This window comes from Pseudonocardia bannensis, from assembly GCF_012911875.1.
Lineage (GTDB): Bacteria > Actinomycetota > Actinomycetes > Mycobacteriales > Pseudonocardiaceae > Pseudonocardia > Pseudonocardia bannensis.
In genome coordinates this window covers 11893-36809 of the sequence record NZ_JAAXKZ010000032.1, presented here as the reverse complement: position 1 = coordinate 36809, position 24917 = coordinate 11893, and the positions used below count along the sequence as shown (strand labels likewise).

Sequence of the window (24917 nt, the reverse complement as noted above, 5' to 3'; positions counted from 1 at the left end):
TCAGTGCCGGTCGAGCACCGCTCGCAGGAAGTCCCGGGTGCGCTGCTCCCGCGGCTGGGTGAACAGCTCCGACGGCGGCGCGTCCTCGACGACCTTGCCGCGGTCGAACATCATCACCCGGTGCGAGAAGTCCCGCGCGAACCCCATCTCGTGGGTCACGCAGAGGATCGTGATGTCGGTGGTCTCGCCGATGTCACGCAGCAGCGCCAGGACACCGGCCACCAGCTCCGGGTCGAGCGCGGAGGTCACCTCGTCGAGCAGCAGCACGTCCGGACGCATGGCCAGCGCGCGGGCGATGGCCACGCGCTGCTGCTGACCCCCGGAGAGCCGGGTCGGGTGCTCGTCGATCTTCCCCGACAGCCCGACGAGTTCCAGCAGCTCCTCCGCCCGAGCGTTCGCCTCCTCCTTGGACAGCCCCAGCACGCGGCACGGTGCCTCGATGAGGTTGCCCCGCACGGTCATGTTCGGGAACAGGTTGAACTGCTGGAACACCATCCCGATGCGCTTGCGCACCTCCCGGCAGTACTTGTCGTCGGCGGGAACGCGCTTGCCGCCCTTGTCCATGTGCGAGAGGCATTTCCCGCCCACGTGGATGGTTCCCCGGTTGACCTTCTCCAGGGTCATGAGCAGCCGCAGGATGGTCGTCTTGCCCGACCCGGACGGCCCGATCAGTGTCACGTGCTCCCCGGGCGCGACGGTGAAGTCCAGCTCGGAGAGCACGACGTTGTCGCCGAACTGCTTCACGACCCCATCGAAGACGATCATGGGCTCGGCGGTGGTGGTGGAACTAGACGGCGGCACGGCGGCGCTCCAGACGTCGGACCAGCATCGAGGCCGGATAGCTCAGCAGGAGGAACAGCAGCCCGGCGATGGTGTAGGGCTCCACCGGGCGGAACGTCTCCGAGGCGATCTCGCGGGCCTCGTTGACCACCTCGACGACGCCGATCCCGATCAGCAGCGGGACCTCCTTGAACATGGAGATCACGTAGTTGCCCAGCGCCGGCAGCACCCGGGGGATGGCCTGCGGCAGGATCACCCCGGTCCAGGTGCGCGATCGCGACAGGCTCAGCGCCGTCGCGGCCTCCCATTGCCCGCGGGGGACGGCGTCGATGCCGGCGCGGTAGACCTCCGAGGTGTAGGTCGCGTAGTGCACGCCGAGCCCGATCACACCGACCACGAACGCGCTGAGCACGATGCCGAACTGCGGCAGCACGAAGAACAGGAAGAACACCTGCACGAGCAGCGGGGTCGAGCGGATGAACTCGACGAGCGCCCACAGCACGCGGTCGACCACCGGGATGCGCGCCCTGCGCAGTACCGCGATGACCAGTCCGAGCACCAGCGCCACCAGCGACCCGAGCAACGTGATCTGGATGGTGACGACCAGCGCGCGGAGCAGGTCCGGGAGGATGCTCCAGGCGTAGTCCCAGTCCCACAGGGGGCTCACGACGCACCTCCCCCGCCGGCGGCGACTCCGCCGAGGTCGTCCACCCGTTCCCGGGCCACGCTCGACGGCCGCCGCCCCACCTTCGTCGCCGCCAGCCGTTCCAGCAGCCGCATCACCGCGGTGATCAGTACGGCGAGTACCAGGTAGATCAGCAGCATCACGACGAAGATCAGCACGATGTCGCTGCCGAAGTTCGGCACGAGCACCTGGACGCCCTGACGGGTCACCTCCGGCACCGTGATGAACGACAAGATCGCCGTCGACTTGAGCAACTGGATGAACAGGTTGTTGAACGGCGGCAGCATCTCGACCACGGCCTGCGGCAGGATCACCCGGCGCATCCGCTGGGCCGGCGAGAGGCTCAGCGCGATGGCGCCCTCGTACTGCGCCTTGGGCACGGACTGCACCGCCCCGCGGACGATCTCCGCGCCGTACGCGCCGTGGTTGAGTCCGAGCACCAGGACACCGGCCCACAGCGGAACCAACTGGAAACCGATGAGCACCGGCAGCACGAAGTAGATCCAGAACAGCTGGACCACCTCGGAGGTGCCCCGGAAGGCCTCGACGTAGACCCGGGCCAACAGCCGCACGGCCCGGGTGCCGGACAACAGCGCGAGCCCGCCGCCGAACGACAGCGCGATGGTCAGGGCGATTCCGCCGACCGTGGCGATGACGGTCTCGGGCAGCCCCTCGAGCAGGACCGAGACGATCCGCGGCAGGTTGTCGAACACGACGCCGCCCGCCGGTTCAGCTCGCCGTGCAGAGCCGCTCGGTGGTCACGTCCGGCCCCGGCACGTTGTCCTGGGTGAAGCCGAACGGCGAGGCGAGTTCGAGCCACCGGCCGCTGTCGTGCAGCTTCGCGAGTTCGGTGTTGAACGCGTTGACGAACTCCTCGTCACCCTTGCGGAAGACGAACGCCCCGGCCGAGATGGTCTCCTTGCCGTCGATGGTCGGGAAGAAGCCCGGCGTCACCTCGACCGCGGCGCCCGGGTTCTTCTTGACCACGTCGTTGAGCGAGATGTTGGTGAGCGCGGCGGCGTCGGCACGGCCCGAGGCCACCGCCTGCAGCAGGGTGTTCTGGGTGTCGTAGACCTGGATCTGCCCCTCGGGGACGCCGCTCTTCTGCGCATAACCCTGCTCGACGGCACCGCTGAGGACTGCCAGCCGCAGGCCCTTGCCCTTGACGTCCTCGAACGTGGCCACCCCTTGCGGGTTGCCGGCGGGCACCAGGAATGCGGTGGGGGCGGTGTAGTCCGGAGCGGAGAACGCGGCGTTCGCACAGCGTTCGGGGTTGATGAACATGCCCGCGGTCACCATGTCGAACTGTCGGGCGTTGAGCGCCGGGATGAGCGAGCCGAACTCGACGGTCGTGGGCTCGATGGCGTTGATGCCCAGGGCGGTGAGCACGGCCCGGCCCACCTCGACCGATTCGCCGGTGACCTTCCCGGCCTCGTCCGTGTACCCGTAGGGCGCCTCGTTCGCGATACCCACCTTGATGGTTCCGGCGCTGCGCGCGTTCTCCAGCGTGCTGCCGCTGCCGGTGCTCGTGCTGGCGCACGCCGAGAGCAGAACGGGGCCGCCCAGAGCCACCGCCCCGGCCACCGCCGTCCGCCGGAAGAAGTCGCGTCGGGTCCACGTCCGCTCGGTCATGATCGCCCCCTGACGGTCGGCATCGCTGGCAACCGGTCCCCGCGGTACGTACGTGCGGCGACCGGCGACGTCGCCTGAACGTAGGTGACCAATCGGGCAGTGGCCCTGGTCACGACGTGTTGTTATCAGAAAGCAATCGCGCGGCCTGTACGGACGCGGAGATCACCTGATCGGCCGCCATACCCGGACGTAACGCGGGTTACTCGTGGCCGGGGTGCCGACCACCCCCTTCACGGCGCCGTGGCCGGACGTCATACGGCTCGGCCGCGCCCCGATCCCGCCGATGGACCATGATGCGGCCCATGGCGTTGCGCATCGCCGGGTTCGTCGTGCCCGGCCCGTCCGATCTCGTCGCGGGGGCCCAGGCGGTGGTCGGGTGGACCGGGGAGGCCTTCGGGGTGGCCGCGACGCTGCCGGAGCGGGCGGTGCGGTTGCTCGACGGCGTCGACGGGCTCGTGGGCCGGGTCACCGAGGTCGCCGACCGGGTCGACCTGGTGATCGACCGGGTGGACGCCCTGCTGATCCGGGTCGACGCCGTCGCGGGCGAGGCGGAGCGGCTGATCGGCTCGGTGCGCCCGGTGGCCGACGCCGCGGCCGGCATCGTGGCCCGCGCCGACCAGGTGGCCGGGTCGGCGGCGGGGCTCGTCGCGCGGGCGGATCAGGTCGCGGGCGGCGCTGCGGAGCTCGTCGCGACCGCGGGCCGGGTCGCTGCGGAGGCGAGTCTCGTCGTGGAGGGCGCGGGAGCGGTCGCCGGCGACGCCTCGGGTGTGATCGTGAAGGCGACGGCGGTGGCCGACCGCGCCGGTGCGGTGGTCGAGGAGGCCGCCGCGGCCAGCACGGGGGCGAGCGAGCTGCTGGCCACCTACACCCCGCTCGCACAACGGGCCGCTCCGCTGGCTGCGAAGTTCGTCGACGAGCTGTCCGAGCAGGAGGTGCACGCCGCGATCCGGCTGGTCGACCAGCTTCCGGTGTTCACCGAGCACATGGAGAGCGACATCATGCCGATCCTCGCCACCCTCGACCGGGTCGGCCCCGACGTCCACGAGCTCCTCGAGGTGCTCAAGGAGGTCCGGCTGGCGATCAACGGCATCCCGGGCTTCCGGCTGCTGCGCCGCCGCGGCGAACGCGAGGAAGAGGACGCTGCGCGCTCGTGAGTGGCGATGGCCGCCGGAGCGACCAGCGCCACTCACGAGGCCGTCAGGTCAACCCGTGGGCCGCCCGCACCATGCTGACGATCTCGCCCATCATCTCGGTGAGCTGGTAGTTCTTCGGCGTGAAGACCGCGGCGACCCCGCGCTCGCGCAGGACCGCCTCGTCCTCGGGCGGGATGATGCCGCCGACGATCACCGGGACGTCGTCGGCACCGGCGGCGCGCAGCCCCTCGACCACGGCCGGGACCACTTCGAGGTGCGAGCCCGAGAGGACCGACAGGCCGACGACGTGCACACCCTCCTGCACCGCGGCCGCGACGATCTGCGCCGGGGTCAGCCGGATGCCCTGGTAGATGACCTCGAATCCGACGTCGCGGGCGCGCACGGCGACCTGCTCGGCACCGTTGGAGTGCCCGTCCAGTCCCGGCTTGCCGACCAGCATCCGCAACCGGGAGCCGATCTCGTCGCCGGTGGCCCGGACCCGCTCACGCACCGCGGCGATCTCCGTCGCCGCCTCCCCCGACGCGACCGCGGCGGAGACACCGGTCGGCGCGCGGAACTCACCGAAGACCTCGCGCAGCGCGCCGGCCCACTCCCCCGTCGTCACCCCGGCCTTGGCGCAGGCGATCGAGGCCTCCATGAGGTTGGCGTCGGTCTTGGCCGCGTCCCGCAGCTCCGTCAGCGCGGCCTCGACGGCGCTGTCGTCGCGATCGGCGCGCCAGGCCCGGATCGCCTCGATCGCAGCGGCCTCGGTGGCCGGGTCGACGGTCTCGATGGCCTGCGCGCCCTCGGCCTGCAGCGGGCTGGGCTCGGTGGTGTCGAACTTGTTGACGCCGACGATGACGTCCTCGCCGGACTCCATCCGGCGCCGTCGCTCGGCCAGCGAGCTGACCAGCTCGCCCTTCATGTAACCGGACTCGACGGCGGCGACCGCACCACCCATCTCCTGCACCCGGTCGATCTCGGCGCGCGCGCCCTCGACGAGCTCGGCCACCTTGGCCTCGACGACGTGGCTGCCGGCGAAGAGGTCCTCGTACTCGAGCAGGTCGGTCTCGTAGGCCAGCACCTGCTGCATGCGCAGCGCCCACTGCTGGTCCCAAGGCCGCGGCAGGCCGAGCGCCTCGTTCCACGCCGGCAGCTGGATGGCGCGGGCCCGGGCGTCGCGCGACAGCGTCACGGCGAGCATCTCGAGCACGATGCGCTGGACGTTGTTCTCCGGCTGGGCCTCGGTCAGTCCGAGCGAGTTGACCTGCACGCCGTAGCGCAGCCGCCGCTGCTTGGGGTTCTCCACCCCGTAGCGCTCACGGGTGATCTCGTCCCACAGCCGGCCGAGGGCGCGCATCTTGCACATCTCCTCGACGAACCGCAGCCCGGCGTTGACGAAGAACGAGATGCGCCCGACGACGTCGCCGAACTTCTCCGGCGGCACCTGCCCGGAGTCGCGGACGGAGTCGAGCACGGCGATCGCGGTGGACAGCGAGTACGCCAGCTCCTGGGCGGGCGTGGCCCCGGCTTCCTGCAGGTGGTAGCTGCAGATGTTGATCGGGTTCCACTTGGGGATCTCGGAGACCGACCACGCGATCATGTCGGTGATCAGCCGCATGCTCGGTGCCGGCGGGAACACGTACGTGCCCCGCGACAGGTACTCCTTGACGATGTCGTTCTGTGTGGTGCCGGCGAGCTTGGCCCGGTCGGCACCGTGCTCGTCGGCCACCGCGACATACAGCGCGAGCAGCCACATGGCCGGCGCGTTGATCGTCATCGACGTGTTCGCCTCGGCCATCGGGATGCCGTCGAACAGCGTGCGCATGTCGCCGATGTGGCTGACCGGGACGCCGACCTTGCCGACCTCACCCTTGGCCAGCTCGTCGTCGGGGTCGTAGCCGGTCTGGGTGGGCAGGTCGAACGCCACCGAGAGACCGGTCTGGCCCTTGGCCAGGTTGCGCCGGTAGAGCGCGTTCGACTTCTCCGCCGAGGAGTGCCCGGCGTAGGTCCGGATCACCCAGGGTCGGTCGCGCTCACGGTCGGTCGGGTACGGCACCGGACACCTCCGCCATCGTGGATCGCCTGATCGTACTGGCCGGTAGCTCAATGCACTCCGGCGATCGCACCTCGTCACATTCGCGTGGATGAGAAAGTACGCAGGTCTCGTGGAAAAGTACGCAGCGGGTTCGACCTGATCGATCCAGCGATGCCAGATGTTCGTCACGTGGCCGACAATGTGTGCCATGAGCACGCCGGTCGGTCTCTTCGAGCTGCTGGCGACCCTGCTCGCCATCGGGCTTCTCGTCCTGCTCCTGCGCTGGACCTACGGCAACAGCCGCTCGCAACCGGCACCACCCGGCCACGACCCCGATGACACGACGGGTGACGGGCTGCTCGAGGAGGTCTCCCGGGTGCCGACGGAGGCGGCGGCGCAGGTTCTGCGCTCGCGGCTGCGGGGCGCCGGGATCCGGGCGACGATCCGGCGCCCCGGCCGGAACGCGGCCGGCGGGTATCGGTTGCTCGTCTTCAGCGCCGACCTGGTGGATGCCCGGACGGTGCTCAGCCGCGGGGCACTGGAGTAGCGGCGGCGCCCTCAGACCCGGTGGTAGCGGGCGTCGAAGAAGCAGTAGACCCCGTAGCAGGCGATCCCGATCGCGATCGCGGTGAGCAGGTACGGCCCGAAGGGTTGCGCCGCCAGCGTCTTGAGGGCCGCGTCCAGGCCGTTGGCCTGCTGCGGGTTGTACGTGATCGCCGCTGTGCCGACCAGCACGCCCAGGATCACGAACGCGATGCCCTTCGCGATGTGACCGATCTGACCGGTGCGCTCGTTGGTCCGGCGGGCTCGCTCGTCCGCCGTGCTGAGGTCCTGCTCCTCGGTGAACCGCTTCGTCCAGCCCTGATGGATCATCACGCCGCCACCGATCAGGATGCCCAGCCCGATGAGGCCGATGAGGACCGGGCCACCGGGCAGCCCGAGCACGCCCGCGGTCGCCTGCTGGCCGCCGCCTCCCCCCGCCCCACCGGAAGCGATGCGGGCCGCGAGCACCGCGAGCACCGCGAACATGACGGCCCGGCCGGCGTTCGCCATCCGCTTCAGCAGCCGCTTCCTGCGGTCCTCGACATAGGTGTAACCCCAGATCGCCGTGGTGAGCCGCCAGAGCGCGACCGCGACGAAGCCGACCGCCACCAGCCACAGCAGCACCCGGCCGAACGGCTGGGCCGCAATGGTCTGCATCGCGCCGTTCGGGTCCGCCTCCGCGCTGCGCCCGAACGCGATCTGCAGTGCCAGGTACGCGATGAGCAGGTGCACCACCCCGTTGGCCACGATGCCGATCCGGGCGCCGATCTTCACCGGCTCGCTGCGACCGACCCGTCTCGCGGACTGCTCCGCCGAATGGGCCGGCTCGGCTGGATGGGCTGCACTGGACATACCGGCCTCCTGGCGACGCACCCCGGACGGTCGCACGCATCCCCGGCGTCGGCGACCGCTGCTGCTCCGTCCGGCCCGACCGGTCGGCGGAGCGCCGCCGGTGTCCTCAGCGGTCGGGCTCGGTGCTCACGCGCGCGATGTCGGCGCCCAGCTCGCTGAGGTTCTCCACGAACCGGGGGTACCCACGGTCGATGTGTTCGACGTCCCAGACCTCGGTCAATCCGTCGGCGCAGAGCCCGGCGAGAACCAGGCCGGCGCCGGCGCGGATGTCACTGGCCCAGACCGGCGCGCTGGACAACCGCTCGACGCCGCGGACGACCGCGTGGTGACCGTCGGTGCGCGCGTCGGCACCGAGCCGGACCATCTCGTCGACGAACCGGAACCGGGACTCGAAGACGTTCTCGGTGATCATCGACGTCCCGTCCGCCACCGCGGACAACGCGATGGCCATCGGCTGCAGGTCCGTCGCGAAGCCCGGGTAGGGCAACGTCACGAAGTCCACGGCACGGGGGCGGCCGTCCATCCGCACGGTGAACTCCCCCGCCCCGATGCGGGTCTGCGCGCCGGCACTGCGCAGCTTGTCCAGCACCAGGTCGAGGTGATGCGGGTCGACGCCACGCACGGTGACCTCCCCGCACGTCATCGCCGCGGCGAACGCCCACGTCGCACCGACGATCCGGTCCCCGATGACACGGTGCTCGGTGGGCTGCAGCCCGGTCACCCCGTGCACCGTCAGCGTCGAGGACCCGGAGCCCTCGATCTTGGCGCCCATCTGCTGCAGCATCGTGCAGAGGTCGACGATCTCCGGCTCACGCGCGGCGTTGTCGATGACCGTCGTGCCCTCGGCCAGCACCGCGGCCATCAGGATGTTCTCGGTGGCACCGACGCTGGGGAAGTCCAGCCAGATCTGCGCCCCGCGCAGCCCCTCGGCGTGCGCCACGACCCGACCGTGCTCGATCTCGGTGGTCGCCCCGAGTTTGCGCAGCCCCGAAGCGTGCATGTCCAGCGGCCGCGAACCGATGGCATCACCCCCGGGGAGCGGAACCACCGCGCGCCGGCAGCGGGCCACCAGGGGGCCCAGCACGCACACCGAGGCGCGCAGCTTGGACACCGAGCGGTAGTCCGCCGACGCTCCCGGCTCGGCGGGCACGTCGATCGTGACGGTCCCGCCGTCGACCTCGACCGTGCAGCCGAGGCTGCGCAGCACGTCGGCCATCAACGGGACGTCCAGGATCTCCGGGCAGTTCGTGATCGTCGTGGTGCCCTCGGCGAGCAGCGCGGCCGCCATGAGTTTCAGCACGCTGTTCTTGGCCCCGACGACGTCGACGGCGCCCACCAACCGAGCGCCGCCGCGGACCGCGAAATGCTCCACCACGAGCGACGACGCTAGCGGCCCCCGCCGACCCGTCCACCCCCCACCCCGGGGGGTCGGGGCGAGCACCGTCCCGCCAGGAGGAGTGCTACGAACCGCCGCCACCCGCTGGCGGGCCGGGCAGCGCCGTGGTTACCGTCTGCGCCATGGCCGTGCACCTGACCAGGATCTACACCAAGACCGGCGATGACGGGACGACCGCGCTCGGCGACTTCAGCCGGGTCAGCAAGACCGACCCGCGGCTCGCCGCCTACGCCGACACCGACGAGTGCAACGCCGCCATCGGCGTCGCGGTCACGGTCGGGCAACTGGCCGAGGAGATCCTGGTCCCGCTGCGGCAGATCCAGAACGATCTGTTCGACGTCGGCGCAGACCTGTGCGCACCGATCGTGCCCGACCCGGAGTACCCGCCACTGCGGATCACCGAGGACTACGTGACCCGGCTCGAGGGCTGGTGCGACACGTTCAACGAGCGCCTGCCCAAGCTCAACTCGTTCATCCTGCCCGGCGGCACCCCCGGTGGCGCCTACCTGCACGTGGCGCGCACGGTCGCCCGCCGCGCCGAGCGCTCGGTATGGGCGCTGCTCGAGGTCGACGCCGAGCGCACCAACCCGCTCACCGCGAAGTACCTCAACCGGCTGTCGGACCTGCTGTTCATCCTCGGCCGCGTGGCCAACCCCGACGGCGACGTGCTGTGGCAGCCGGGCGGCCCCGCCTCGAAGTAACAACCCGCGAGTCGCGGTCTCCATGTGCGCGAGTCGGGGTCTCCATGTGCGCGAGTCGCGGTCGGCCGCCTTCGAGGCGCAGGTGCGGTCGGGTCAGACAGGGCACTTCCCCGGTAGACGTACCCACCGAGTGGGGCGGCGGAGATCAAGGCCTGCGGTGCCACGCAGGGGATCGCGACCTGATACGCGCCAGCTTGGCCAAGGCGAGGCTCACGCCGACGCTGCCCGCCCGAGCCGGATACGCACTATGGTGCGCTGCCCGCGACGATCACGTGAGCCGGGGGCGGCACAGCCCCGGTGACCCGGGCGTGTGACGGCTCCCGACACCCCTCCGAGGAACCTGAGCGCGGATCACACGCGAACCGCCGACTCGCGCACATGGAGACCCCGACTCACGCACATGGAGACCCCGACTCACGCACGTGGAGACCCCGACTCACGCACGTGGAGACCCCGACTCACGCACGTGGAGACCCCGACTCACGCACGTGGAGACCCCGACTCACGCACGTGGAGACCCCGACTCGCGGACGTGGAGACCCCGACTCGCGGGGTCAGGAGGCTTGGCGGTAGCCGGTGCTGCGTCCGGGCGGGGTGGCCTCCAGCCACGACAGGAAGCCCGTCAGCACCCCGGGGGACATCGCGAGCTCCAGATCCGCCCCCTGCGGGTGGCGGCAGCGCAGCACGACGGCGGCCGGTGGGAGCGCGTAGCTCTCCGGACCGGTCGGCTCGCGCCGGTCGACGATCTCGAGCTCGTTGCGGTCGATCGACACCGTCGGCCCGAGCCGGAAGCTGGTCAGCCGGTGCCAGGCCAGCTGCTCGCCACGGTATCGCCCCACACCGAAGTGCCATCCGGCGGCGGAGTCCCGCGACTCGCGGGACTCCCTGCATATGCCGGAGCGGCGGCGCAGACATACGTCCACACCGCCGCCCCGCATCAGACGAACCCGCCGCACGGCGAACCAGCCGAGCAGCAGACAGCCGAACAGCAGCAGGAGCCCGACGACAACGGTCACGGTCCCCACTGCGACTCGCTACTCGGCCGCTTCGGCGGCCCTCAGCCGCGCCTCGGCGCGCGCCTTCGCCGCCGCACCCTCGCGATCCGAGGTGTCGGCCCGGTCCCGGGCCTGCCGTGCCCGCGCGACGTCGATCTCGTCGGAGAGCTCGGCGTACTCGGCCAGCAGCGTCACGCCGTCCGGCGTGATCGACAGGAAACCGCCGTGCACCGCGACCGTGATCGAGGAGCCGTCCGTGGTGTCGATGCGCACCACGCCGGCCTCCTCGAGCTGGGCCAGCGTCGGCTCGTGGCCGGGCAGCACGCCGACCTCGCCCTCCGTGGTGCGCGCGAGCACGAACGTGGCCTCTCCGGACCAGATCCGCCGCTCGACCGCGACCAGCTCGACCGTCATCTCCGCCATGCGATCAGCCCTGCAGCTTCTTGCGGTTCTTCTCGAGGTCCTCGAGACCGCCGCAGAGGAAGAACGCCTGCTCGGGAACGTCGTCGAACTCGCCCTTGGCGATCTTGTCGAACGCCTCGATGGTCTCCTTCAGCGGAACCGTCGAGCCCGGCTGGCCGGTGAACTGCTCGGCGACCAGCAGGTTCTGCGACAGGAAGCGCTCGATGCGCCGGGCCCGGGCGACGAGCTGCTTGTCCTCCTCGGACAGCTCGTCGATACCGAGAATGGCGATGATGTCCTGCAGGTCGGAGTACTTCTGCAGGATCCGCTTGACCTCGTTGGCGACCCGGAAGTGCTCGTCGCCGACGTACTGCGGGTCGAGGATCCGGGAGGTCGAGGTCAGCGGGTCCACCGCCGGGTAGATCCCCTTCTGGGAAATCGGCCGGGAGAGCTCGGTGGTCGCGTCCAGGTGCGCGAACGTGGTCGCCGGCGCCGGGTCGGTGTAGTCGTCCGCGGGCACGTAGATGGCCTGCATCGAGGTGATGGACCGGCCCCGCGTCGAGGTGATCCGCTCCTGCAGCTCGCCCATCTCGTCGGCCAGGGTCGGCTGGTATCCCACCGCGGACGGCATGCGGCCGAGCAGCGTGGAGACCTCGGAGCCGGCCTGGGTGAACCGGAAGATGTTGTCGATGAAGAGCAGCACGTCCTGGTTCTGCTCGTCCCGGAAGTACTCCGCCATCGTCAGCGCGGACAGCGCGACCCGCATACGGGTGCCCGGCGGCTCGTCCATCTGCCCGAACACCAGCGCGGTGTCCTTGATGACGTCGGCCTCGGTCATCTCCGTGATGAGGTCGTTGCCCTCACGGGTGCGCTCACCGACACCGGCGAACACCGAGGTACCACCGAAGTTCTTGGCGACACGGGTGATCATCTCCTGGATGAGCACCGTCTTGCCGACTCCGGCGCCGCCGAACAGGCCGATCTTGCCGCCCTGCACGTACGGGGTCAGCAGGTCGATGACCTTGATGCCGGTCTCCAGCATCTCGGTCTTGCCCTCGAGCTGGTCGAACGCCGGCGCCTTGCGGTGGATGCCCCACAGCTCGCCGGTGATCTCCAGGTCGGGCTTGTCGAGGCAGTCGCCCAGGGCGTTGAACACGTGGCCCTTGACCTGGTCACCGACCGGCACCGAGATCGGGCGGCCGAGGTCGGTCACGGAGGCGCCGCGGACCAGACCGTCGGTCGGCTGCATCGAGATCGCCCGGACCACGTTGTCGCCCAGGTGCTGGGCGATTTCCAGGGTCAGGGTGCGAGCGAGCTCCCCGAAGGTCACATCGACCGTCAGAGCGTTGTACAGCTCCGGGACGGCGTTGCGCGGGAACTCGACGTCGACGACCGGGCCGGTGACCCGGACGACCCGGCCGGTCCTGGTCTGGGTATCAGCGGTGGCGGTCATCAGTTCTCACTTCCTGCGCTCACGAGAGCGTCGGCGCCACCGACGATCTCACTGATCTCCTGGGTGATCTGGGCCTGACGGGCCTGGTTGGCCTGCAGCGTCAGGGTACGGATCAGTTCGTTCGCATTGTCCGTAGCGGCCTTCATCGCCCGCTGGCGGTTGGCCGACTCCGATGCCGCCGACTCGAGCAGCGCGGCGAACAGCCGGGCGCCGATGTACTTCGGGAGCAGGGCGTCGAAGAGGGTCTCCGGGTCCGGCTCGAAGGCGTACAGCGCCTGCGGGTTGTCCGACGGTCCACGTGAGGGCTCGTCGATGTCCCCACCGGGGGTTCCCACGGTGTCGACCGCGTACTCGACCTCCATGGGCGCCATTCGCCGGGCCTGCGGCGTCTGGGTGACCATGTTCTTGAACTGCGTGTAGACGAGGTGCAGCTCGTCGACGCCCTGAACGCCGTCGTCACCGGCGGACCCGTCCGGCCCGTCGTCCTGCCCGGCCATGAACGCCTCGACCAGCGTCCGGGCCGCCTCCGCCGCGTTCTCGTACCGGGGCTGCTCGGAGAAACCCGTCCAGGACGCGGCCACCTTGCGCCGGCGGAACCGGTAGTAGCCCACACCCTTGCGGCCGATGACGTAGAGCACGGGCTCCTTGCCCTGCTCCCGCAGCAGCTGCTGGAGCTGCTCGGCCTCCTTGAGCACGTTGGCGTTGTAGCCGCCGCACTGGCCGCGGTCGCTGGTCACGACCAGCACCGCGGCCCGCTTCGGGTTCTCCCGCTCGACGAGCAGCGGGTGATCGAGCGCCGAGTTGGTGGCCAGCTCCGTGAGGACCCGGGTCATCTGCTCGGCGTACGGCTTGGCCTCGTCAACCCGGGCGCGCGCCTTCGCGATCCGGGAGGTGGCGATGAGCTCCATCGCCCTGGTGATCTTCTTGATGGACTGCGTCGACCTGATCCGCCGCCGCAGCACGCGAATCTGTGCCGCCATCGGTGACTATCCGTTCAGCTCGCGGCCGGAGCCGGCTTGTTGACCTTGACGGTCTCGCGGTCGACCTCGTCCTCGTCCAGCGCCTCGGCCCCGGCCTCCTTCGGCACCACCGAAGAGCCGTCCGACGCGGTGAACTGCTTCTTGAACTCGTCCACCAGGCCCTTGAGCCGGTCGATGGCCTCGTCGGTGAGCTTGCCGGTGTCCCGGATCTCGGCCAGAACGCCCTGGTGCTGGCGACGCAGGTGCTCGAGGAACTCCTTCTCGAAGCGGGCGATGTCCTGCACCGGCACCGAGTCGAGCTGGCCCGAGGTGCCCAGCCAGATCGAGACGACCTCCTCCTCGACCGGCACCGGCGAGAACTGCGGCTGCTTGAGCAGTTCGACCAGGCGCTCACCGCGACCGAGGGCCGCCGCCGAGGCGGCGTCGAGGTCGGAACCGAAGGCGGCGAACGCCTCCAGCTCGCGGTACTGCGACAGGTCCAGCCGCAGCGATCCCGAGACCTGCTTCATCGCCTTGATCTGTGCCGCACCACCGACCCGGGACACCGAGATACCGACGTTGATCGCCGGCCGGACCCCCTGGTTGAACAGATCGGACTCCAGGAACACCTGACCGTCGGTGATCGAGATGACGTTGGTCGGGATGTAGGCCGACACGTCGTTGGCCTTCGTCTCGATGATCGGCAACCCGGTCATCGACCCCGCACCCAGCGCGTCGGACAGCTTCGCGCACCGCTCCAGCAGCCGCGAGTGCAAGTAGAAGACATCCCCCGGGTAGGCCTCACGACCCGGCGGGCGACGCAGCAACAGCGAGATCGCCCGGTAGGCCTCGGCCTGCTTGGACAGGTCGTCGAACACGATCAGCACGTGCTTGCCCTGGTACATCCAGTGCTGGCCCAGCGCGCTCCCGGTGTAGGGCGCGAGCCACTTGAACCCGGCCGGGTCGGACGCGGGCGCAGCGACGATGGTCGTGTACTCCAGCGCGCCCTTCTCCTCGAGCGCCTGGCGGACACCCGCGATCGTGGAGCCCTTCTGGCCGATCGCGACGTAGATGCAGCGGACCTGCTGCTTGGGGTCGCCGGTCTCCCAGTTCTGCTTCTGGTTGATGATCGTGTCCACGCAGACCGCGGTCTTCCCGGTCTTGCGGTCACCGATGATCAGCTGCCGCTGCCCGCGGCCGATCGGGGTCATCGCGTCGATCGCCTTGATCCCGGTCTGCAGCGGCTCGCTCACGCTCTGCCGCTCGACCACCGACGCGGCCTGCAGCTCGAGCACGCGCTCGGTCTCGGCCTCGATGGCACCGAGCCCGTCGATCGGCGCGCCCAGCGGGTCGATCACGCGACCCAGGAAGGCGTCGCCCACGGGCACCGAGAGGATGCTGCCGGTGCGCTTGACCTGCTGGCCCTCCTCGATCCCGCCATACGGGCCGAGGATGACCGCACCGATCTCGCGCTGGTCCAGGTTCAGCGCGACGCCCAGCACGCCGCCCTCGAACTCCAGCAGCTCGTTGGTCATCGCCGAGGGCAGACCCTCGACGTGGGCGATGCCGTCACCGGTGTCGGAGACGGTGCCGACCTCCTCGCGGGAGGTCTCGGTCTCCAGCGACGAGACGTAGCTGGAGATCGCACTCCGGATCTCCTCCGGGGAGATCGTCAGCTCTGTCATGGCTGTCGTGTGTTCCTTCTTCTCGATCAGTCAGTTACGTCTCGCCGAGACCCGCGCCGGCATGATGATTCAGTGCGGCAGCCGCCGCCGGGCCTCTTCCAGCTTGCCCGCCACGCTGCCGTTGATGACCTCGTTGCCGACCTGGACCGTCAGCCCGCCCAGCAGGCCCTCGTCCAGCTCGATCTGCAGCGCGATCGGCCGCCCGTACATGCGGGTCAGCACATCCGTCAGCCGCTGCTGCTGCGCGAACGTCAGCGCAACCGGCGTGGCCACCTTGGCCACCGAACGGTCCCGGACGGCGGCGGCGATCTCGGCGAGCTCCTCCGCGGCGACGTCCAGCTGCCGTCCACGCGGGGACCGGACGGTCTCGCGCAGCAGCGTCGCGGTCACCGGCGAGACCTTGCCCGCCAGGATCCGGTCGAGCAGCTCGGCCTTCTTGTCCGCCGGCTGCGACGGGTCGGCGAGCAGGATCGCCAGCTCGGGCTCGCGGTTGAGGATGCGGCCGAAGCGGAACAGCTCATCCTCGACGTCGTCGAGGGTGCCGTTCTTCTCCGCGACCGCAAGGGTGGCACGGCGAGCCAGGTCCTCGAGCGCGTCGACCATGTCGATCGACCGCGACCAGCGCGCGCCGACGACGGCGGACACGAGGTCCAGCGTCTGCTGGGCCACCTTGCCGCCCAGCAGACGCTGGACCAGGCCGGTCCGGACCGACTCCGGCACCGCCGGATCGGCCAGGTGGCGGCGCAGCGACGCCGTGTCCTGCAACAGCCGGGTGACGGCGAACAGCTCCTGGCCGAGCCGCTCCAGGTCCGCGGCCGATGCCTGGTCGAGGTAGGCGTCCAGCCGGGCGCGGACCTCGGTCAGTGACTCCCGGCTGGTGGCCGCGAAGACGACCGCCATCAGCTCGACCCACCCGCGGTCGGGCTGGTCTCCCGCCGCTGCGCGAGACCGTCGAGCTCGGACAGGAAGTCGTCGACGGTGGCCGCGCGCCGCGCGTCGTCCGACAACTCGGTGCGGATGATGCGCTCGGCCAGCTGGACCGCCAGTCCGCCGACCTCGGCACGCAGTGTGCGCACGGTCTGCTCACGCGCGGCATTGAGCTGCTCGAGGCCACGCTGGCGGATGCGCTCCGCCTCCTCCTCGGCCTGGGCACGCAGCTCTGCCTTGATCTGCTGCCCCTCGGCACGGGCCTCGTCGCGGATGCGGGCGGCCTCGGCACGCAGGCCGGCCAGCTGCTCCTCGTACTGCTGGCGCAGGCGGTTCGCCTCCTCCTGCGCCTCCTCCGCCCGCTTGAGCCCACCCTCGATCTTGTCGGTGCGCTCGGCGTAGACCTTCTCGAACTGCGGGAAGACCGTTCGCTTCAGGACGTAGAACAGCAGCAGGAAGGCGATCGTGCCGACGACGATCTCGATCGGGTGCGGTACGAGGGGGTTCAGTTCCTCCGCCGCGAGAACGATGGTCATGGTGTGCTCCTCCGCCTCACCTGTGACGCTGCGGATGGCTCAGGCTCAGAGGACGAACGCGAGCACCAGGCCCAGAATGGCCAGCGCCTCGGACAGCGCGAAGCCGATGAACGCGATGCCCTGCAGCTGGCCGCGGGCCTCCGGCTGACGGGCCACGCCGTTGATGAACGCGGCGAAGACGATGCCCACGCCGATACCCGGGCCGATGGCGGACAGGCCGTACCCGACGACGTTCAGGCTTCCGGTCATTGTCGTTCTTTTCCTTTCGATCCGGTCCGCGGTACGTTTCGCGGCCCTCGGGAGGTCTGGAGCGGGACGACCTAGTGGTCGTCGGCGAGCACGGTGCCGATGTACGACGCCGTCAGCATGACGAAGATGTAGGCCTGCACCACCTGGACGAAGGCCTCGAAGAACGTGAAGACGATGCCCATCCCGAAGGCGAAGGGGGACAGCACCTTCAGCAGGATCGAGTCGGCGGTGAACAGCATGTACTCGCCACCGAGAATGAACACCAGCAGCAGCAGGTGGCCGGCGAACATGTTGCCGAACAACCGCAGCGACAGGGTGACCGGGCGCAGCAGGATGTTCGAGATGAACTCGATGGGGGTCAGGATGATCCGCACCCACCACGGCACGTCCGGCGGCCAGGTGGAGGTCCGGAGGTAACCCAGGAAGCCGTGGTGCCTGATGCCGACGTAGGTGAAGATCAACCACACCATCGCGGCGAGCGCGTACGGCACGCCCGGATGGGAGAACGTCGGGAACTGGAACAGCGGAATGATCCCGAACAGGTTGTTCACCAAGAGGAAGGCGAACAGCGTGGTCAGGAACGGCACGTACTTCAGGAACTCCGGGCCGATCATGTCCCGCGCGATGCTGTTACGCACGATCCCGTGGAACGACTCGCCCAGGAACTGGGACTTGCTCGGCACCAGCGCGGGCTTGCGGACGGAGTAGCGGAACGCCACGTAGATGATGATCGCGGCGAGCACTAGCTGAACGACCGGCTTCGTGACCGGGCCGAAGATCGGCGGCAGGTCGAAGTCCGCGACTCCCGGAGCTTCGAAGCCCGGGGCTGGGGCGGTGGCCAACGTGGTCACCCAATGCTCCTTCCGGTTCCGCCGACCGGGCTAAACCGGGTCGACAGAATCGAGACGATCAAGACTTAACGTACCTGAGATAAATCAAGTACAACGAGGCAGCCCCCCCGGCCAGCAGCCCGACCAAGAAGAAGACCCGCGTGTCCAGCAGCTTGTCCAACCCCCAGCCGATTCCGCCGAAGAGCAGAAAGCCGGACAGGAGGTAGGACAGAGCAGTCCAGGCCTCGCCGGGCGGTGGTGTACGACCACCCCCGTTACGCGGCTGGTCCGGCTCCATCACGGGGACCATATCAGGCACGTTAGGGACCGCTTACCAGGGACGACCTCGCACGACGTCCATTCACCGCGCGATCTCACCGTTCGCCACCCCGATACGCCGCCGACGTCGCTCTATCGCTTGTAGAAGGCGCCAGGGACCGTGACGCAGGTCGCAAAGAGACGGGCATCACGGACATCGGTAACGCATCGGGCGTGACCATCCGCATCGCTCGTCGCATTCGACGAGCGACGGCCGGGAACGCCGACCCACCGGTCACAGGTCCACCGCCGGGACCTTGGCCCGGACGAATCCCACGACCTCCCCGACGATCCAGGCCGCGGTCACCGCCAGCAGGGTGAACGCGAAGGTCTGGTTGTCGAACAGGGTCGTGCCCCGGAAGATCAACAGGAAGATCAGCAGGATGACGATCTTTCCGGCGAAGGCGGTCATCGCGCCGATCATCACCCCCGCTGGGCTGGTCCGGGCGGTCCCCCGCATCACGAAGGTCCCCACCGCGCCCGCGAGCAGGGCCAGGACCGCACCGATCACGGCGCCCACGAGTCCGGGGCCGCCCCGCAGCACGACGGCCACCACGATCGCGACCGCACTCGTGGCGACACCCAGGATCAGCGCAGTGCGCTGCATGGCCCCCGCCAGCCGCAGCACGGTCGCGACGTGCGGTGGATCGGTGGCGGGCGGGGAAGCGTCGTCTGTACTCATCATCGGATCCTTGCTCTCGGGACGGCGGACGCGAGCACGGCCACGACGAGCCCCACCCCGACCGCCCACAACACGATGAACGGGTCGTCGATCAGCGCCAGCGCCACCGCACCGAACGCGAGCACGCCCGCCCAGAGGTAGATCAGCAGCACCGCGCGCCGGTGACTGTGCCCGATCTCCAGCAGCCGGTGGTGCAGGTGCATCTTGTCGGGCGAGAACGGGCTCATCCCCGCCCACGTCCGCCGGACCACCGCCATCAACAGGTCCAGCAGCGGCACGAACACCACCGCCGCCAGCACGATGAGGGGGGCGAACAGCGCCAGGATGTCCGTGCCGTCGGTGGTCGTGCTGATCGAGATGCGCCCCGACGCACTCGTCGTGGCCGCGGCCAGTAGGACCCCGATGAGCATCGAGCCGGAGTCGCCCATGAAGATGCGGGCCGGGTTGAAGTTGTGCGGCAGGAAACCGAGGCAGGCCCCCGCCAGCACGGCGGCGATCAGCGCCGGCGAGTAGGCCGACGGGTCGTTGCCGTTCTGCTTCACCAGGCCGATCGCGAAGACGCAGGTCGCGGCGGCCGCGATCAGGCCGATGCCGGCCGCCAGGCCGTCCAGGCCGTCGACGAAGTTCATCGCGTTGACCAGCGCGACGGTGAGCAGCACCGTGAGCAGGACGCCCTGTTCCTGGCCGAGGATGAGCAACGACCCGGAGGTCTCGGCGCCGTCCCCGCCCCACGGCACCCAGAACACCGCCCACTGCACGCCGAAGAGCACGAGCACGCCGGCGGCGGTGATCTGTCCGGCCAGCTTGGTGACGGCGTCGAGTTCGTAGCGGTCGTCGAGCACGCCGACGGCGACGAGCAGCACCGCGCCCAGCACGACGCCGGGCACGTCGTAGGAGTAGTCGAACGCCAGGCGCAGCGCCGGCAACTGGGCGGCCAGGCCGATGCCGCCGAGCACGCCGGCCAGCATCGCGAGCCCGCCCCACCGCGGCGTCGGGGTGACGTGCACGTCACGACCCCGCGGCCAGGCCACCGCGCCCAGTTTCAGCGCCAGCACCCGGACGAGGCCGGTGAGCAGGAACGTGATCACCGCGGCGGTCAACCCGGCGAGCAGGTACTCCCGGATCGGCAACCCCAGCCCGAGAACGGGCGCCTGGGTGCGCACCGCGGCGCCCGAACCGTCAGGGCCGCGGGTAGGCGGGGGCCCGGGCGACGAGCGCGGAGACCGCCTCGGCGACGTCTGCCAGTTCGGCGTCCCCGGCCGCGGTGCCCTGCGCGGCCTTCACCGCGCGCGCCAGCAGCCGCCCGATCTCGGCCATGTCGGCCTCGACCATGCCCTGCGTCGTCACGCTCGGCGACCCGACCCGGATACCCGACGGCTTCATCGGCGGGGCGGGGTCGTACGGGATCGCGTTCTTGTTCAGCGTGATGCGCGCGGCGTCGCTGCGGGCCTCGGCCTCGCTCCCGGTGACGCCGACGGGCCGCAGGTCGATCAGCGCCAGGTGGGTGTCGGTGCCGCCGGACACCGCCCGCATGCCCTCGGCCTCCAGGCTCTTGGCGAGCGCCTGCGCATTGGCGATGACCTGGTTGGCGTAGGCCTGGTACTCGGGGGTCGACGCCTCCTTCATCGCGACGGCCTTGGCCGCGACGGAGTGCATCAGCGGACCACCCTGGGAGAACGGGAAAACGGCCTTGTCCAGCGCCTTGGCGTGCTCCGCGCGGGACAGGATCATCCCGCCGCGCGGGCCGCGCAGGACCTTGTGCGTGGTCGCGGTGACGACGTCGGCGTAGGGCACCGGCGACGGGATCGCCTGCCCGGCCACCAGACCGATGAAGTGCGCCGCGTCGACCATGAAGATCGCACCGACCTCGTCGGCGATCTCCCGGAACGCCTTGAAGTCGATCAGCCGCGGGTACGCGGTGGCGCCGGCGATGATGATCTTCGGCCGGTGCTCCCGGGCCAGGTCGCGAACCTGGTCGTAGTCGATCAGCTCGGAGTCCTCGCGGACGGTGTAGGACACCGCGTTGAACCACTGCCCGGAGAAGTTGACCTTGCTGCCGTGCGTGAGGTGGCCGCCCTGCTTGAGGTCCATGGCCAGCACCGTGTCGCCGGGCTTGGCGAACGCCGCGTAGGCGGCGAGGTTGGCGCTCGCCCCGGAGTGCGGCTGCAGGTTGGCGTGCTCCGCGCCGAACAGCTCCTTGGTGCGCGCGATGCCGATCTCCTCGGCGACGTCGACGACCTGGCATCCGCCGTAGTAGCGGCGGCCGGGGTAGCCCTCGGCGTACTTGTTGGACAGCGTCGAGCCGAGCGCCGCGAGCACCGCCGGGCTGGTCAGGTTCTCGCTCGCGATCAGCTGCAGGCCGCCGCGCAGGCGGTCGAGCTCGTTCAGCACGACCCCCGCGATCTCGGGATCCTGCTGCTGCAACGCGTCGAAGTCCGGGCCCCAGAACGGTGTGCTCACGGTGCTCCAGGCTACCTGCGGCGTTCCGGACCGACGGACGGGACCTCATCACGCCCACGAGGACCGTCTCCGCAGCCTCGACAGAGCGGTGCTCTCCTCTGTTGGCGCCGCTCCGGAAGCGTGCCAGACTACCGAAATGTCCGCCCCCGCGAACGCCCGAGCCCGGGTCCGTGCCCAGTTGACCGGCGAGATCACCGAGGTCGCCCGCCGGCACCTGGCCGCGAGCGGCGCCGCCGCACTCTCGCTCCGCGCGGTGGCCCGCGAGCTGGGCATGGCCTCCTCAGCGGTCTATCGCTACTTCCCCAGTCGCGACGACCTGCTCACCACCCTGATCGTCGAGGCCTACGACGCGCTGGGCCGGGCGGCCGAAGAGGCCGAGGCCGGGCAGCCGCGCGACGACCTGCGCGCCCGGTGGCGGGCCGCCTGTCGGGCCACCCGGGACTGGGCACTGGCCCACCCGCACGAGTACGCGCTGGTCTACGGCTCGCCGGTGCCCGGCTACGCCGCTCCCGAGGCCACGATCGCCCCGGCCGCCCGGGTCGGCGCGCTGCTGAGCCGGGTGCTGGCCGACGGCGTGGCCGCCGGGCAGGTCGATCCCGGCGCCGGACCGGCCGGCGCCGACACCACGCTCGACCCCACGCTCCTGGACGACCTGGGGCTGGCCTCCGACGACCCGGCCTCGTCCCTCGGGGCGCGGGCCGTGTTCGCGTGGTCGGCGCTGTTCGGCACGATCAGCTTCGAGCTGTTCGGCCACACCCACAACGTGGTCACCGACCACGCCGCGTTCTTCGACCACACCATCGACCGGCTGGCGACGGAGGTCGGGCTGACGTAGGCGTCGAGCGGACTCCGGCTCAGACGGTCAGGACCTCGCGACCCAGGACCTCGGCGACCGCGGCCACCGGGACCGCGCCCTCGCGCAGGACGCGCGGCTCGTCGGCCGTGAGGTCGACGACCGTGGAGGCCACCGGCTCACCCGACGGCCCGCCGTCGAGGTAGACCGACACCGAGGAACCCAGCTGTGCCATGGCGTCCTGGGCGCTGGCGGCGGGCGGGGAGCCGGACTTGTTGGCGCTCGACACCGCCATTGGCCCGAACTCGCGCAGCAGTTCGAGGGCCACCGGGTGCAGCGGCATCCGCAGCATGACGGTGCCCTTGGTCGAGCCGAGGTCCCAGGCCAGCGACGGAGCGTGCGGCAGCACCAGCGAGAGCCCGCCGGGCCAGAACGCCTCGATCAGCTCGCGCGCGGCCGCGGGCACGCCCAGCACCAGGCCGTCGATCGTCGACCAGGAGCCGACGAGCACCGGCACCGGCATGTCCGGGCCGCGGCCCTTCGCCGCGAGCAGCGAGCGGACGGCGGCGCCGGAGAACGCGTCACAACCCACGCCGTAGACGGTGTCGGTGGGAAGCACGACGAGTTGCCCGGCGCGCACCGCGCGGGCGGCGGCGGCGAGTCCCTCTAGCCGGGCGTCCGGATCGGAACAGTCGAAGATCGGGGGGCTGGGCTGGGTCACGCCGGGAGCCTACGACCGGCACCCGACGGCGCGGCGCGCACCCGACCCGTAGCTCACGAGGGGGGCAGCCGCCGTTGCGCGGTCGCGAACCGCGGCCGACCGGCGAGGTCCGTGTGTCCCTCGACGCCGGTGAGCACCCGGCGGCGCCGCAGCAGCCCCGGGACGGCGTCGCCGTGGGTGTCGTCGTGCTCGATCCCCAGCCAGCCGCCGTAGCGCAGCAGCCCGGCCGACGCGGCGATCACCGCCCGGATGATCTCCAGCCCGTCCGGGCCGCCGAAGACGGCGCCCGGCGGGTCCCACCCGGCCACCTCGGGTGGCAACGGGGTCCCGTCGGGGACGTAGGGCGGGTTGCACACCACCAGATCGACCTTGGACTCCAGCTCGACCAGCAGGTCCGGCCAGCGCACGTCGGCGGCGTGCAGCGTGACGGGGGTGCCGCCGCCCTCGATGTGCGACTCGATGTTGCGCCGCGCCCAGCTCAGCGCCCCCGGATCGGCCTCCACGGCGTGCACCCGCGCGTCCGGCCGGCTCGCCGCGATGGCCAGCGCGAGCGCCCCCGACCCGGTGCACAGGTCGACGACCAGGGGGGCGGGCACGTCGGCGATCCGCTCCAGGCCCCACTCGAGCAGCAACTCGGTCTCGGGGCGCGGGGTGAACACGCCGGGTCCGACCGCGACCACGGCCGGACCGAGCACGGCGGTCCCGAGCAGGTGCTGCAACGGCTCCCGGGCGGCCCGGCGCACCACGAGCTTGCGGTAGGCCTCCACCACGGGTGGATCGACCAGCGGCACCATCATCAACCGGCCGCGCTGCACGCCGAGGACGTGCGCGGCGAGGACCTCCGCGTCGACCCGGGGACTCTCCACCCCTGCGGCCGCCAGCATCCGCTCGGCCTCCAGGACGGCGACCCTCAGCGGCTGCCGGTTCATCGTGCCGGCTCCCGAGCCCACGAGCGACTCATCGGCCTACCGACTCCGCCCGGTCGGCCGCGGCCAGCGCGGCGAGCACGTCGTCCAGATCCCCGTCCAGCACGGACGACAGGTTGTAGGCCTTGTAACCGACCCGGTGATCGGAGATCCGGTTCTCCGGGAAGTTGTAGGTGCGGATCCGCTCCGAGCGGTCGACGGTGCGCACCTGCGAACGCCGCTGGTCCGACGCCTTCGCCGCGGCCTCCTCCTCGGCGAGTGCCTGCAGCCGGGACCGCAGCACCTCCATGGCCCTGGCCCGGTTCTGCAGCTGGGAGCGCTCGTTCTGGCAGGAGACCACGATGCCCGTCGGCAGGTGCGTGATGCGGACCGCCGAATCGGTGGTGTTGACGCTCTGCCCACCGTGCCCGGAGGAACGGAACACGTCGATGCGCAGATCGTTCTCGTCGATCTCGACGGCCGCGTCCTCTCCGGTGTCCGGGTAGACGAGGACCCCGGCGGCGGAGGTGTGCACGCGGCCCTGCGACTCGGTGACGGGGACCCGCTGCACGCGGTGCACGCCACCCTCGAACTTCAGCGCCGACCAGACGCCGTCGGGGTCGGCGGCCCGGGACCGCACGGAGACCGTGATGTCCTTGTATCCGCCGAGATCCGACTCCACGGCGTCGAGGACCTCGGTCTTCCAGCCGCGGCGCTCGGCATAGCGCAGGTACATGCGCACCAGGTCGCCGGCGAACAGCGCGGACTCCTCGCCGCCCTCCCCGGACTTGACCTCCAGCACGACGTCGTCGCCGTCGTGCGGGTCACGCGGGACGAGCAGATCGGCCAGCCGGGCCTCGAGCGCGGTGATACGGCCCGTCAGCTCCTCGGCCTCGGCGGCGAACGCGGGGTCCTCGGCGGCGAGCTCGCGGGCGGCGGCCTGGTCGTCGCGGGCGGCGGCGAGCTCGCGGGCGGCGGCCACGACGGGGCCGATCTCGGCGTAGCGGCGGCCCAGCTTGCGGGCGTTCGCGGCGTCGGCGTGCACGGCCGGGTCGGCGAGCATGAGCTCCAGGTCGGCGTGCTCGGCGAGCAGCGCATCCAACGACGACCCTGCCGGTCCTGCCGACACTGCCGACGCCGACGACCCAGCGGAGGCGGTCATCTCTTCTGGTTCCGATCTCGGGGACATGCGGGGAATCACGGTGGGAGTCGTTGCCGGACAAGGGCCCGGACAAACGGACG

At 70.6% G+C, this 24917-nt stretch carries 27 protein-coding genes; 4 read left to right on the top strand and 23 right to left on the bottom strand.

Annotation, left to right across the window (positions count from 1 at the left end; genetic code table 11):
- The 4 genes from ehuA to ehuB are packed head-to-tail and all read right to left on the bottom strand — an operon-like array spanning position 1 to position 3097.
- A complete protein-coding gene (ehuA, locus tag HF519_RS11365; protein WP_169412872.1) occupies positions 1-765 on the bottom strand; it encodes an ectoine/hydroxyectoine ABC transporter ATP-binding protein EhuA in 765 nt (254 codons plus the stop codon).
- A 22-nt stretch (positions 766-787) separates the two neighbouring features.
- On the bottom strand, positions 788-1447 hold the full coding sequence (ehuD, locus tag HF519_RS11360) for an ectoine/hydroxyectoine ABC transporter permease subunit EhuD (RefSeq protein ID WP_169412871.1): 660 nt from the start codon (positions 1445-1447) through the stop codon (positions 788-790).
- Complete coding sequence (gene ehuC, locus HF519_RS11355; protein WP_169412870.1) at positions 1444-2178, bottom strand: ectoine/hydroxyectoine ABC transporter permease subunit EhuC; 735 nt, start codon at positions 2176-2178, stop codon at positions 1444-1446. The genes ehuD and ehuC overlap by 4 nt, the downstream gene beginning before the upstream one ends.
- Positions 2179-2194: 16 nt before the next feature.
- Positions 2195-3097 (bottom strand): ectoine/hydroxyectoine ABC transporter substrate-binding protein EhuB, encoded by a 903-nt coding sequence (gene ehuB, locus HF519_RS11350; protein ID WP_211169871.1) that lies wholly within the window; start codon positions 3095-3097, stop codon positions 2195-2197.
- Positions 3098-3399: 302 nt separating this feature from the next.
- Here ehuB and HF519_RS11345 point away from each other — a divergent pair, with 302 nt between their 5' ends.
- A complete protein-coding gene (locus HF519_RS11345) occupies positions 3400-4251 on the top strand; it encodes a hypothetical protein (RefSeq protein WP_169412869.1) in 852 nt (283 codons plus the stop codon).
- Positions 4252-4294: 43 nt separating this feature from the next.
- On the opposite strand, the gene HF519_RS11340 is transcribed toward HF519_RS11345, so the two are convergent.
- Positions 4295-6289, bottom strand: a complete 1995-nt coding sequence (locus tag HF519_RS11340) for a protein meaA (RefSeq protein ID WP_169412868.1) — start codon at positions 6287-6289, stop codon at positions 4295-4297.
- A gap of 187 nt (positions 6290-6476) precedes the next feature.
- Here HF519_RS11340 and HF519_RS11335 point away from each other — a divergent pair, with 187 nt between their 5' ends.
- On the top strand, positions 6477-6815 hold the full coding sequence (locus HF519_RS11335; RefSeq protein ID WP_169412867.1) for a hypothetical protein: 339 nt from the start codon (positions 6477-6479) through the stop codon (positions 6813-6815).
- A gap of 11 nt (positions 6816-6826) precedes the next feature.
- On the opposite strand, the gene HF519_RS11330 is transcribed toward HF519_RS11335, so the two are convergent.
- Both HF519_RS11330 and murA read right to left on the bottom strand, forming a co-directional pair.
- Positions 6827-7663 carry a DUF1206 domain-containing protein gene (locus HF519_RS11330; RefSeq protein WP_169412866.1) on the bottom strand — a complete coding sequence of 279 codons (837 nt, stop codon included), beginning with the start codon at positions 7661-7663 and terminating at the stop codon, positions 6827-6829.
- Positions 7664-7769: 106 nt separating this feature from the next.
- The gene (murA, locus tag HF519_RS11325) at positions 7770-9038 is read right to left on the bottom strand and encodes a UDP-N-acetylglucosamine 1-carboxyvinyltransferase (RefSeq protein ID WP_169412865.1); all 1269 of its coding nucleotides are present in this window, start codon (positions 9036-9038) and stop codon (positions 7770-7772) included.
- Positions 9039-9181: 143 nt separating this feature from the next.
- Here murA and HF519_RS11320 point away from each other — a divergent pair, with 143 nt between their 5' ends.
- On the top strand, positions 9182-9760 hold the full coding sequence (locus tag HF519_RS11320; protein WP_169412864.1) for a cob(I)yrinic acid a,c-diamide adenosyltransferase: 579 nt from the start codon (positions 9182-9184) through the stop codon (positions 9758-9760).
- A 554-nt stretch (positions 9761-10314) separates the two neighbouring features.
- On the opposite strand, the gene HF519_RS11315 is transcribed toward HF519_RS11320, so the two are convergent.
- The 13 genes from HF519_RS11315 to glyA all read right to left on the bottom strand — a co-directional run bounded on the left by HF519_RS11315 (position 10315) and on the right by glyA (position 21256).
- On the bottom strand, positions 10315-10776 hold the full coding sequence (locus tag HF519_RS11315; protein WP_312860048.1) for a DUF2550 domain-containing protein: 462 nt from the start codon (positions 10774-10776) through the stop codon (positions 10315-10317).
- 18 nt (positions 10777-10794) lie between these two features.
- Positions 10795-11178, bottom strand: a complete 384-nt coding sequence (locus tag HF519_RS11310) for a F0F1 ATP synthase subunit epsilon (protein ID WP_169412862.1) — start codon at positions 11176-11178, stop codon at positions 10795-10797.
- A 4-nt stretch (positions 11179-11182) separates the two neighbouring features.
- Positions 11183-12610 carry a F0F1 ATP synthase subunit beta gene (gene atpD / locus HF519_RS11305; protein WP_169412861.1) on the bottom strand — a complete coding sequence of 476 codons (1428 nt, stop codon included), beginning with the start codon at positions 12608-12610 and terminating at the stop codon, positions 11183-11185.
- Positions 12610-13590 carry a F0F1 ATP synthase subunit gamma gene (locus HF519_RS11300; protein WP_169412860.1) on the bottom strand — a complete coding sequence of 327 codons (981 nt, stop codon included), beginning with the start codon at positions 13588-13590 and terminating at the stop codon, positions 12610-12612. Before HF519_RS11300 ends, atpD begins: the two co-directional genes overlap by 1 nt.
- A gap of 14 nt (positions 13591-13604) precedes the next feature.
- Positions 13605-15254 carry a F0F1 ATP synthase subunit alpha gene (gene atpA, locus HF519_RS11295; RefSeq protein ID WP_169412859.1) on the bottom strand — a complete coding sequence of 550 codons (1650 nt, stop codon included), beginning with the start codon at positions 15252-15254 and terminating at the stop codon, positions 13605-13607.
- A gap of 69 nt (positions 15255-15323) precedes the next feature.
- Positions 15324-16154, bottom strand: a complete 831-nt coding sequence (locus HF519_RS11290) for a F0F1 ATP synthase subunit delta (protein WP_169412858.1) — start codon at positions 16152-16154, stop codon at positions 15324-15326.
- Positions 16154-16717 carry a F0F1 ATP synthase subunit B gene (locus HF519_RS11285; protein ID WP_211169869.1) on the bottom strand — a complete coding sequence of 188 codons (564 nt, stop codon included), beginning with the start codon at positions 16715-16717 and terminating at the stop codon, positions 16154-16156. The genes HF519_RS11290 and HF519_RS11285 overlap by 1 nt, the downstream gene beginning before the upstream one ends.
- Before the next feature lie 45 nt (positions 16718-16762).
- Entirely contained in the window at positions 16763-16966 is a 204-nt protein-coding gene (gene atpE, locus HF519_RS11280; RefSeq protein WP_169412857.1) for an ATP synthase F0 subunit C, read from the bottom strand.
- Positions 16967-17037: 71 nt separating this feature from the next.
- The gene (gene atpB, locus HF519_RS11275) at positions 17038-17817 is read right to left on the bottom strand and encodes a F0F1 ATP synthase subunit A (protein WP_169412856.1); all 780 of its coding nucleotides are present in this window, start codon (positions 17815-17817) and stop codon (positions 17038-17040) included.
- A gap of 58 nt (positions 17818-17875) precedes the next feature.
- Positions 17876-18094, bottom strand: a complete 219-nt coding sequence (locus HF519_RS33275) for an AtpZ/AtpI family protein (protein WP_169412855.1) — start codon at positions 18092-18094, stop codon at positions 17876-17878.
- Positions 18095-18349: 255 nt separating this feature from the next.
- Positions 18350-18796 carry a Cg1360 family ATP-synthase-associated protein gene (locus HF519_RS11265; protein WP_169412854.1) on the bottom strand — a complete coding sequence of 149 codons (447 nt, stop codon included), beginning with the start codon at positions 18794-18796 and terminating at the stop codon, positions 18350-18352.
- Positions 18796-19959, bottom strand: a complete 1164-nt coding sequence (locus HF519_RS11260) for a glycosyltransferase family 4 protein (protein WP_312860047.1) — start codon at positions 19957-19959, stop codon at positions 18796-18798. Before HF519_RS11260 ends, HF519_RS11265 begins: the two co-directional genes overlap by 1 nt.
- 16 nt (positions 19960-19975) lie before the next feature.
- Positions 19976-21256 (bottom strand): serine hydroxymethyltransferase, encoded by a 1281-nt coding sequence (gene glyA / locus HF519_RS11255; protein ID WP_169412853.1) that lies wholly within the window; start codon positions 21254-21256, stop codon positions 19976-19978.
- 136 nt (positions 21257-21392) lie between these two features.
- On the opposite strand from glyA, the gene HF519_RS11250 reads away from it, so the two are divergent.
- The gene (locus tag HF519_RS11250; protein ID WP_169412852.1) at positions 21393-22091 is read left to right on the top strand and encodes a TetR/AcrR family transcriptional regulator; all 699 of its coding nucleotides are present in this window, start codon (positions 21393-21395) and stop codon (positions 22089-22091) included.
- A gap of 19 nt (positions 22092-22110) precedes the next feature.
- On the opposite strand, the gene HF519_RS11245 is transcribed toward HF519_RS11250, so the two are convergent.
- The 3 genes from HF519_RS11245 to prfA are packed head-to-tail and all read right to left on the bottom strand — an operon-like array spanning position 22111 to position 24837.
- Positions 22111-22770 carry an L-threonylcarbamoyladenylate synthase gene (locus HF519_RS11245; RefSeq protein ID WP_312860046.1) on the bottom strand — a complete coding sequence of 220 codons (660 nt, stop codon included), beginning with the start codon at positions 22768-22770 and terminating at the stop codon, positions 22111-22113.
- A 53-nt stretch (positions 22771-22823) separates the two neighbouring features.
- On the bottom strand, positions 22824-23699 hold the full coding sequence (gene prmC / locus HF519_RS11240; protein ID WP_169412851.1) for a peptide chain release factor N(5)-glutamine methyltransferase: 876 nt from the start codon (positions 23697-23699) through the stop codon (positions 22824-22826).
- Positions 23700-23727: 28 nt separating this feature from the next.
- On the bottom strand, positions 23728-24837 hold the full coding sequence (gene prfA, locus HF519_RS11235) for a peptide chain release factor 1 (RefSeq protein ID WP_169412850.1): 1110 nt from the start codon (positions 24835-24837) through the stop codon (positions 23728-23730).
- Positions 24838-24917: the final 80 nt, after the last annotated feature.

Excerpts from the sequence above, each read along its gene's own strand:
- ehuA (WP_169412872.1), bottom strand. The coding sequence starts at position 765 with ATGATCGTCTTCGATGGGGTCGTGAAGCAGTTCGGCGACAACGTCGTG.
- HF519_RS11265 (WP_169412854.1), bottom strand. The coding sequence starts at position 18,796 with ATGAGTACAGACGACGCTTCCCCGCCCGCCACCGATCCACCGCACGTC.
- HF519_RS11250 (WP_169412852.1), top strand. The coding sequence starts at position 21,393 with ATGTCCGCCCCCGCGAACGCCCGAGCCCGGGTCCGTGCCCAGTTGACC.
- HF519_RS33275 (WP_169412855.1), bottom strand. The coding sequence starts at position 18,094 with ATGGAGCCGGACCAGCCGCGTAACGGGGGTGGTCGTACACCACCGCCC.
- atpD (WP_169412861.1), bottom strand. The coding sequence starts at position 12,610 with ATGACCGCCACCGCTGATACCCAGACCAGGACCGGCCGGGTCGTCCGG.
- HF519_RS11300 (WP_169412860.1), bottom strand. The coding sequence starts at position 13,590 with ATGGCGGCACAGATTCGCGTGCTGCGGCGGCGGATCAGGTCGACGCAG.
- HF519_RS11310 (WP_169412862.1), bottom strand. The coding sequence starts at position 11,178 with ATGGCGGAGATGACGGTCGAGCTGGTCGCGGTCGAGCGGCGGATCTGG.
- atpE (WP_169412857.1), bottom strand. The coding sequence starts at position 16,966 with ATGACCGGAAGCCTGAACGTCGTCGGGTACGGCCTGTCCGCCATCGGC.
- HF519_RS11320 (WP_169412864.1), top strand. The coding sequence starts at position 9,182 with ATGGCCGTGCACCTGACCAGGATCTACACCAAGACCGGCGATGACGGG.
- HF519_RS11330 (WP_169412866.1), bottom strand. The coding sequence starts at position 7,663 with ATGTCCAGTGCAGCCCATCCAGCCGAGCCGGCCCATTCGGCGGAGCAG.
- HF519_RS11345 (WP_169412869.1), top strand. The coding sequence starts at position 3,400 with ATGGCGTTGCGCATCGCCGGGTTCGTCGTGCCCGGCCCGTCCGATCTC.
- HF519_RS11285 (WP_211169869.1), bottom strand. The coding sequence starts at position 16,717 with ATGACCATCGTTCTCGCGGCGGAGGAACTGAACCCCCTCGTACCGCAC.
- prmC (WP_169412851.1), bottom strand. The coding sequence starts at position 23,699 with ATGAACCGGCAGCCGCTGAGGGTCGCCGTCCTGGAGGCCGAGCGGATG.
- atpA (WP_169412859.1), bottom strand. The coding sequence starts at position 15,254 with ATGACAGAGCTGACGATCTCCCCGGAGGAGATCCGGAGTGCGATCTCC.
- prfA (WP_169412850.1), bottom strand. The coding sequence starts at position 24,837 with ATGACCGCCTCCGCTGGGTCGTCGGCGTCGGCAGTGTCGGCAGGACCG.
- HF519_RS11290 (WP_169412858.1), bottom strand. The coding sequence starts at position 16,154 with ATGGCGGTCGTCTTCGCGGCCACCAGCCGGGAGTCACTGACCGAGGTC.
- HF519_RS11335 (WP_169412867.1), top strand. The coding sequence starts at position 6,477 with ATGAGCACGCCGGTCGGTCTCTTCGAGCTGCTGGCGACCCTGCTCGCC.
- ehuB (WP_211169871.1), bottom strand. The coding sequence starts at position 3,097 with ATGACCGAGCGGACGTGGACCCGACGCGACTTCTTCCGGCGGACGGCG.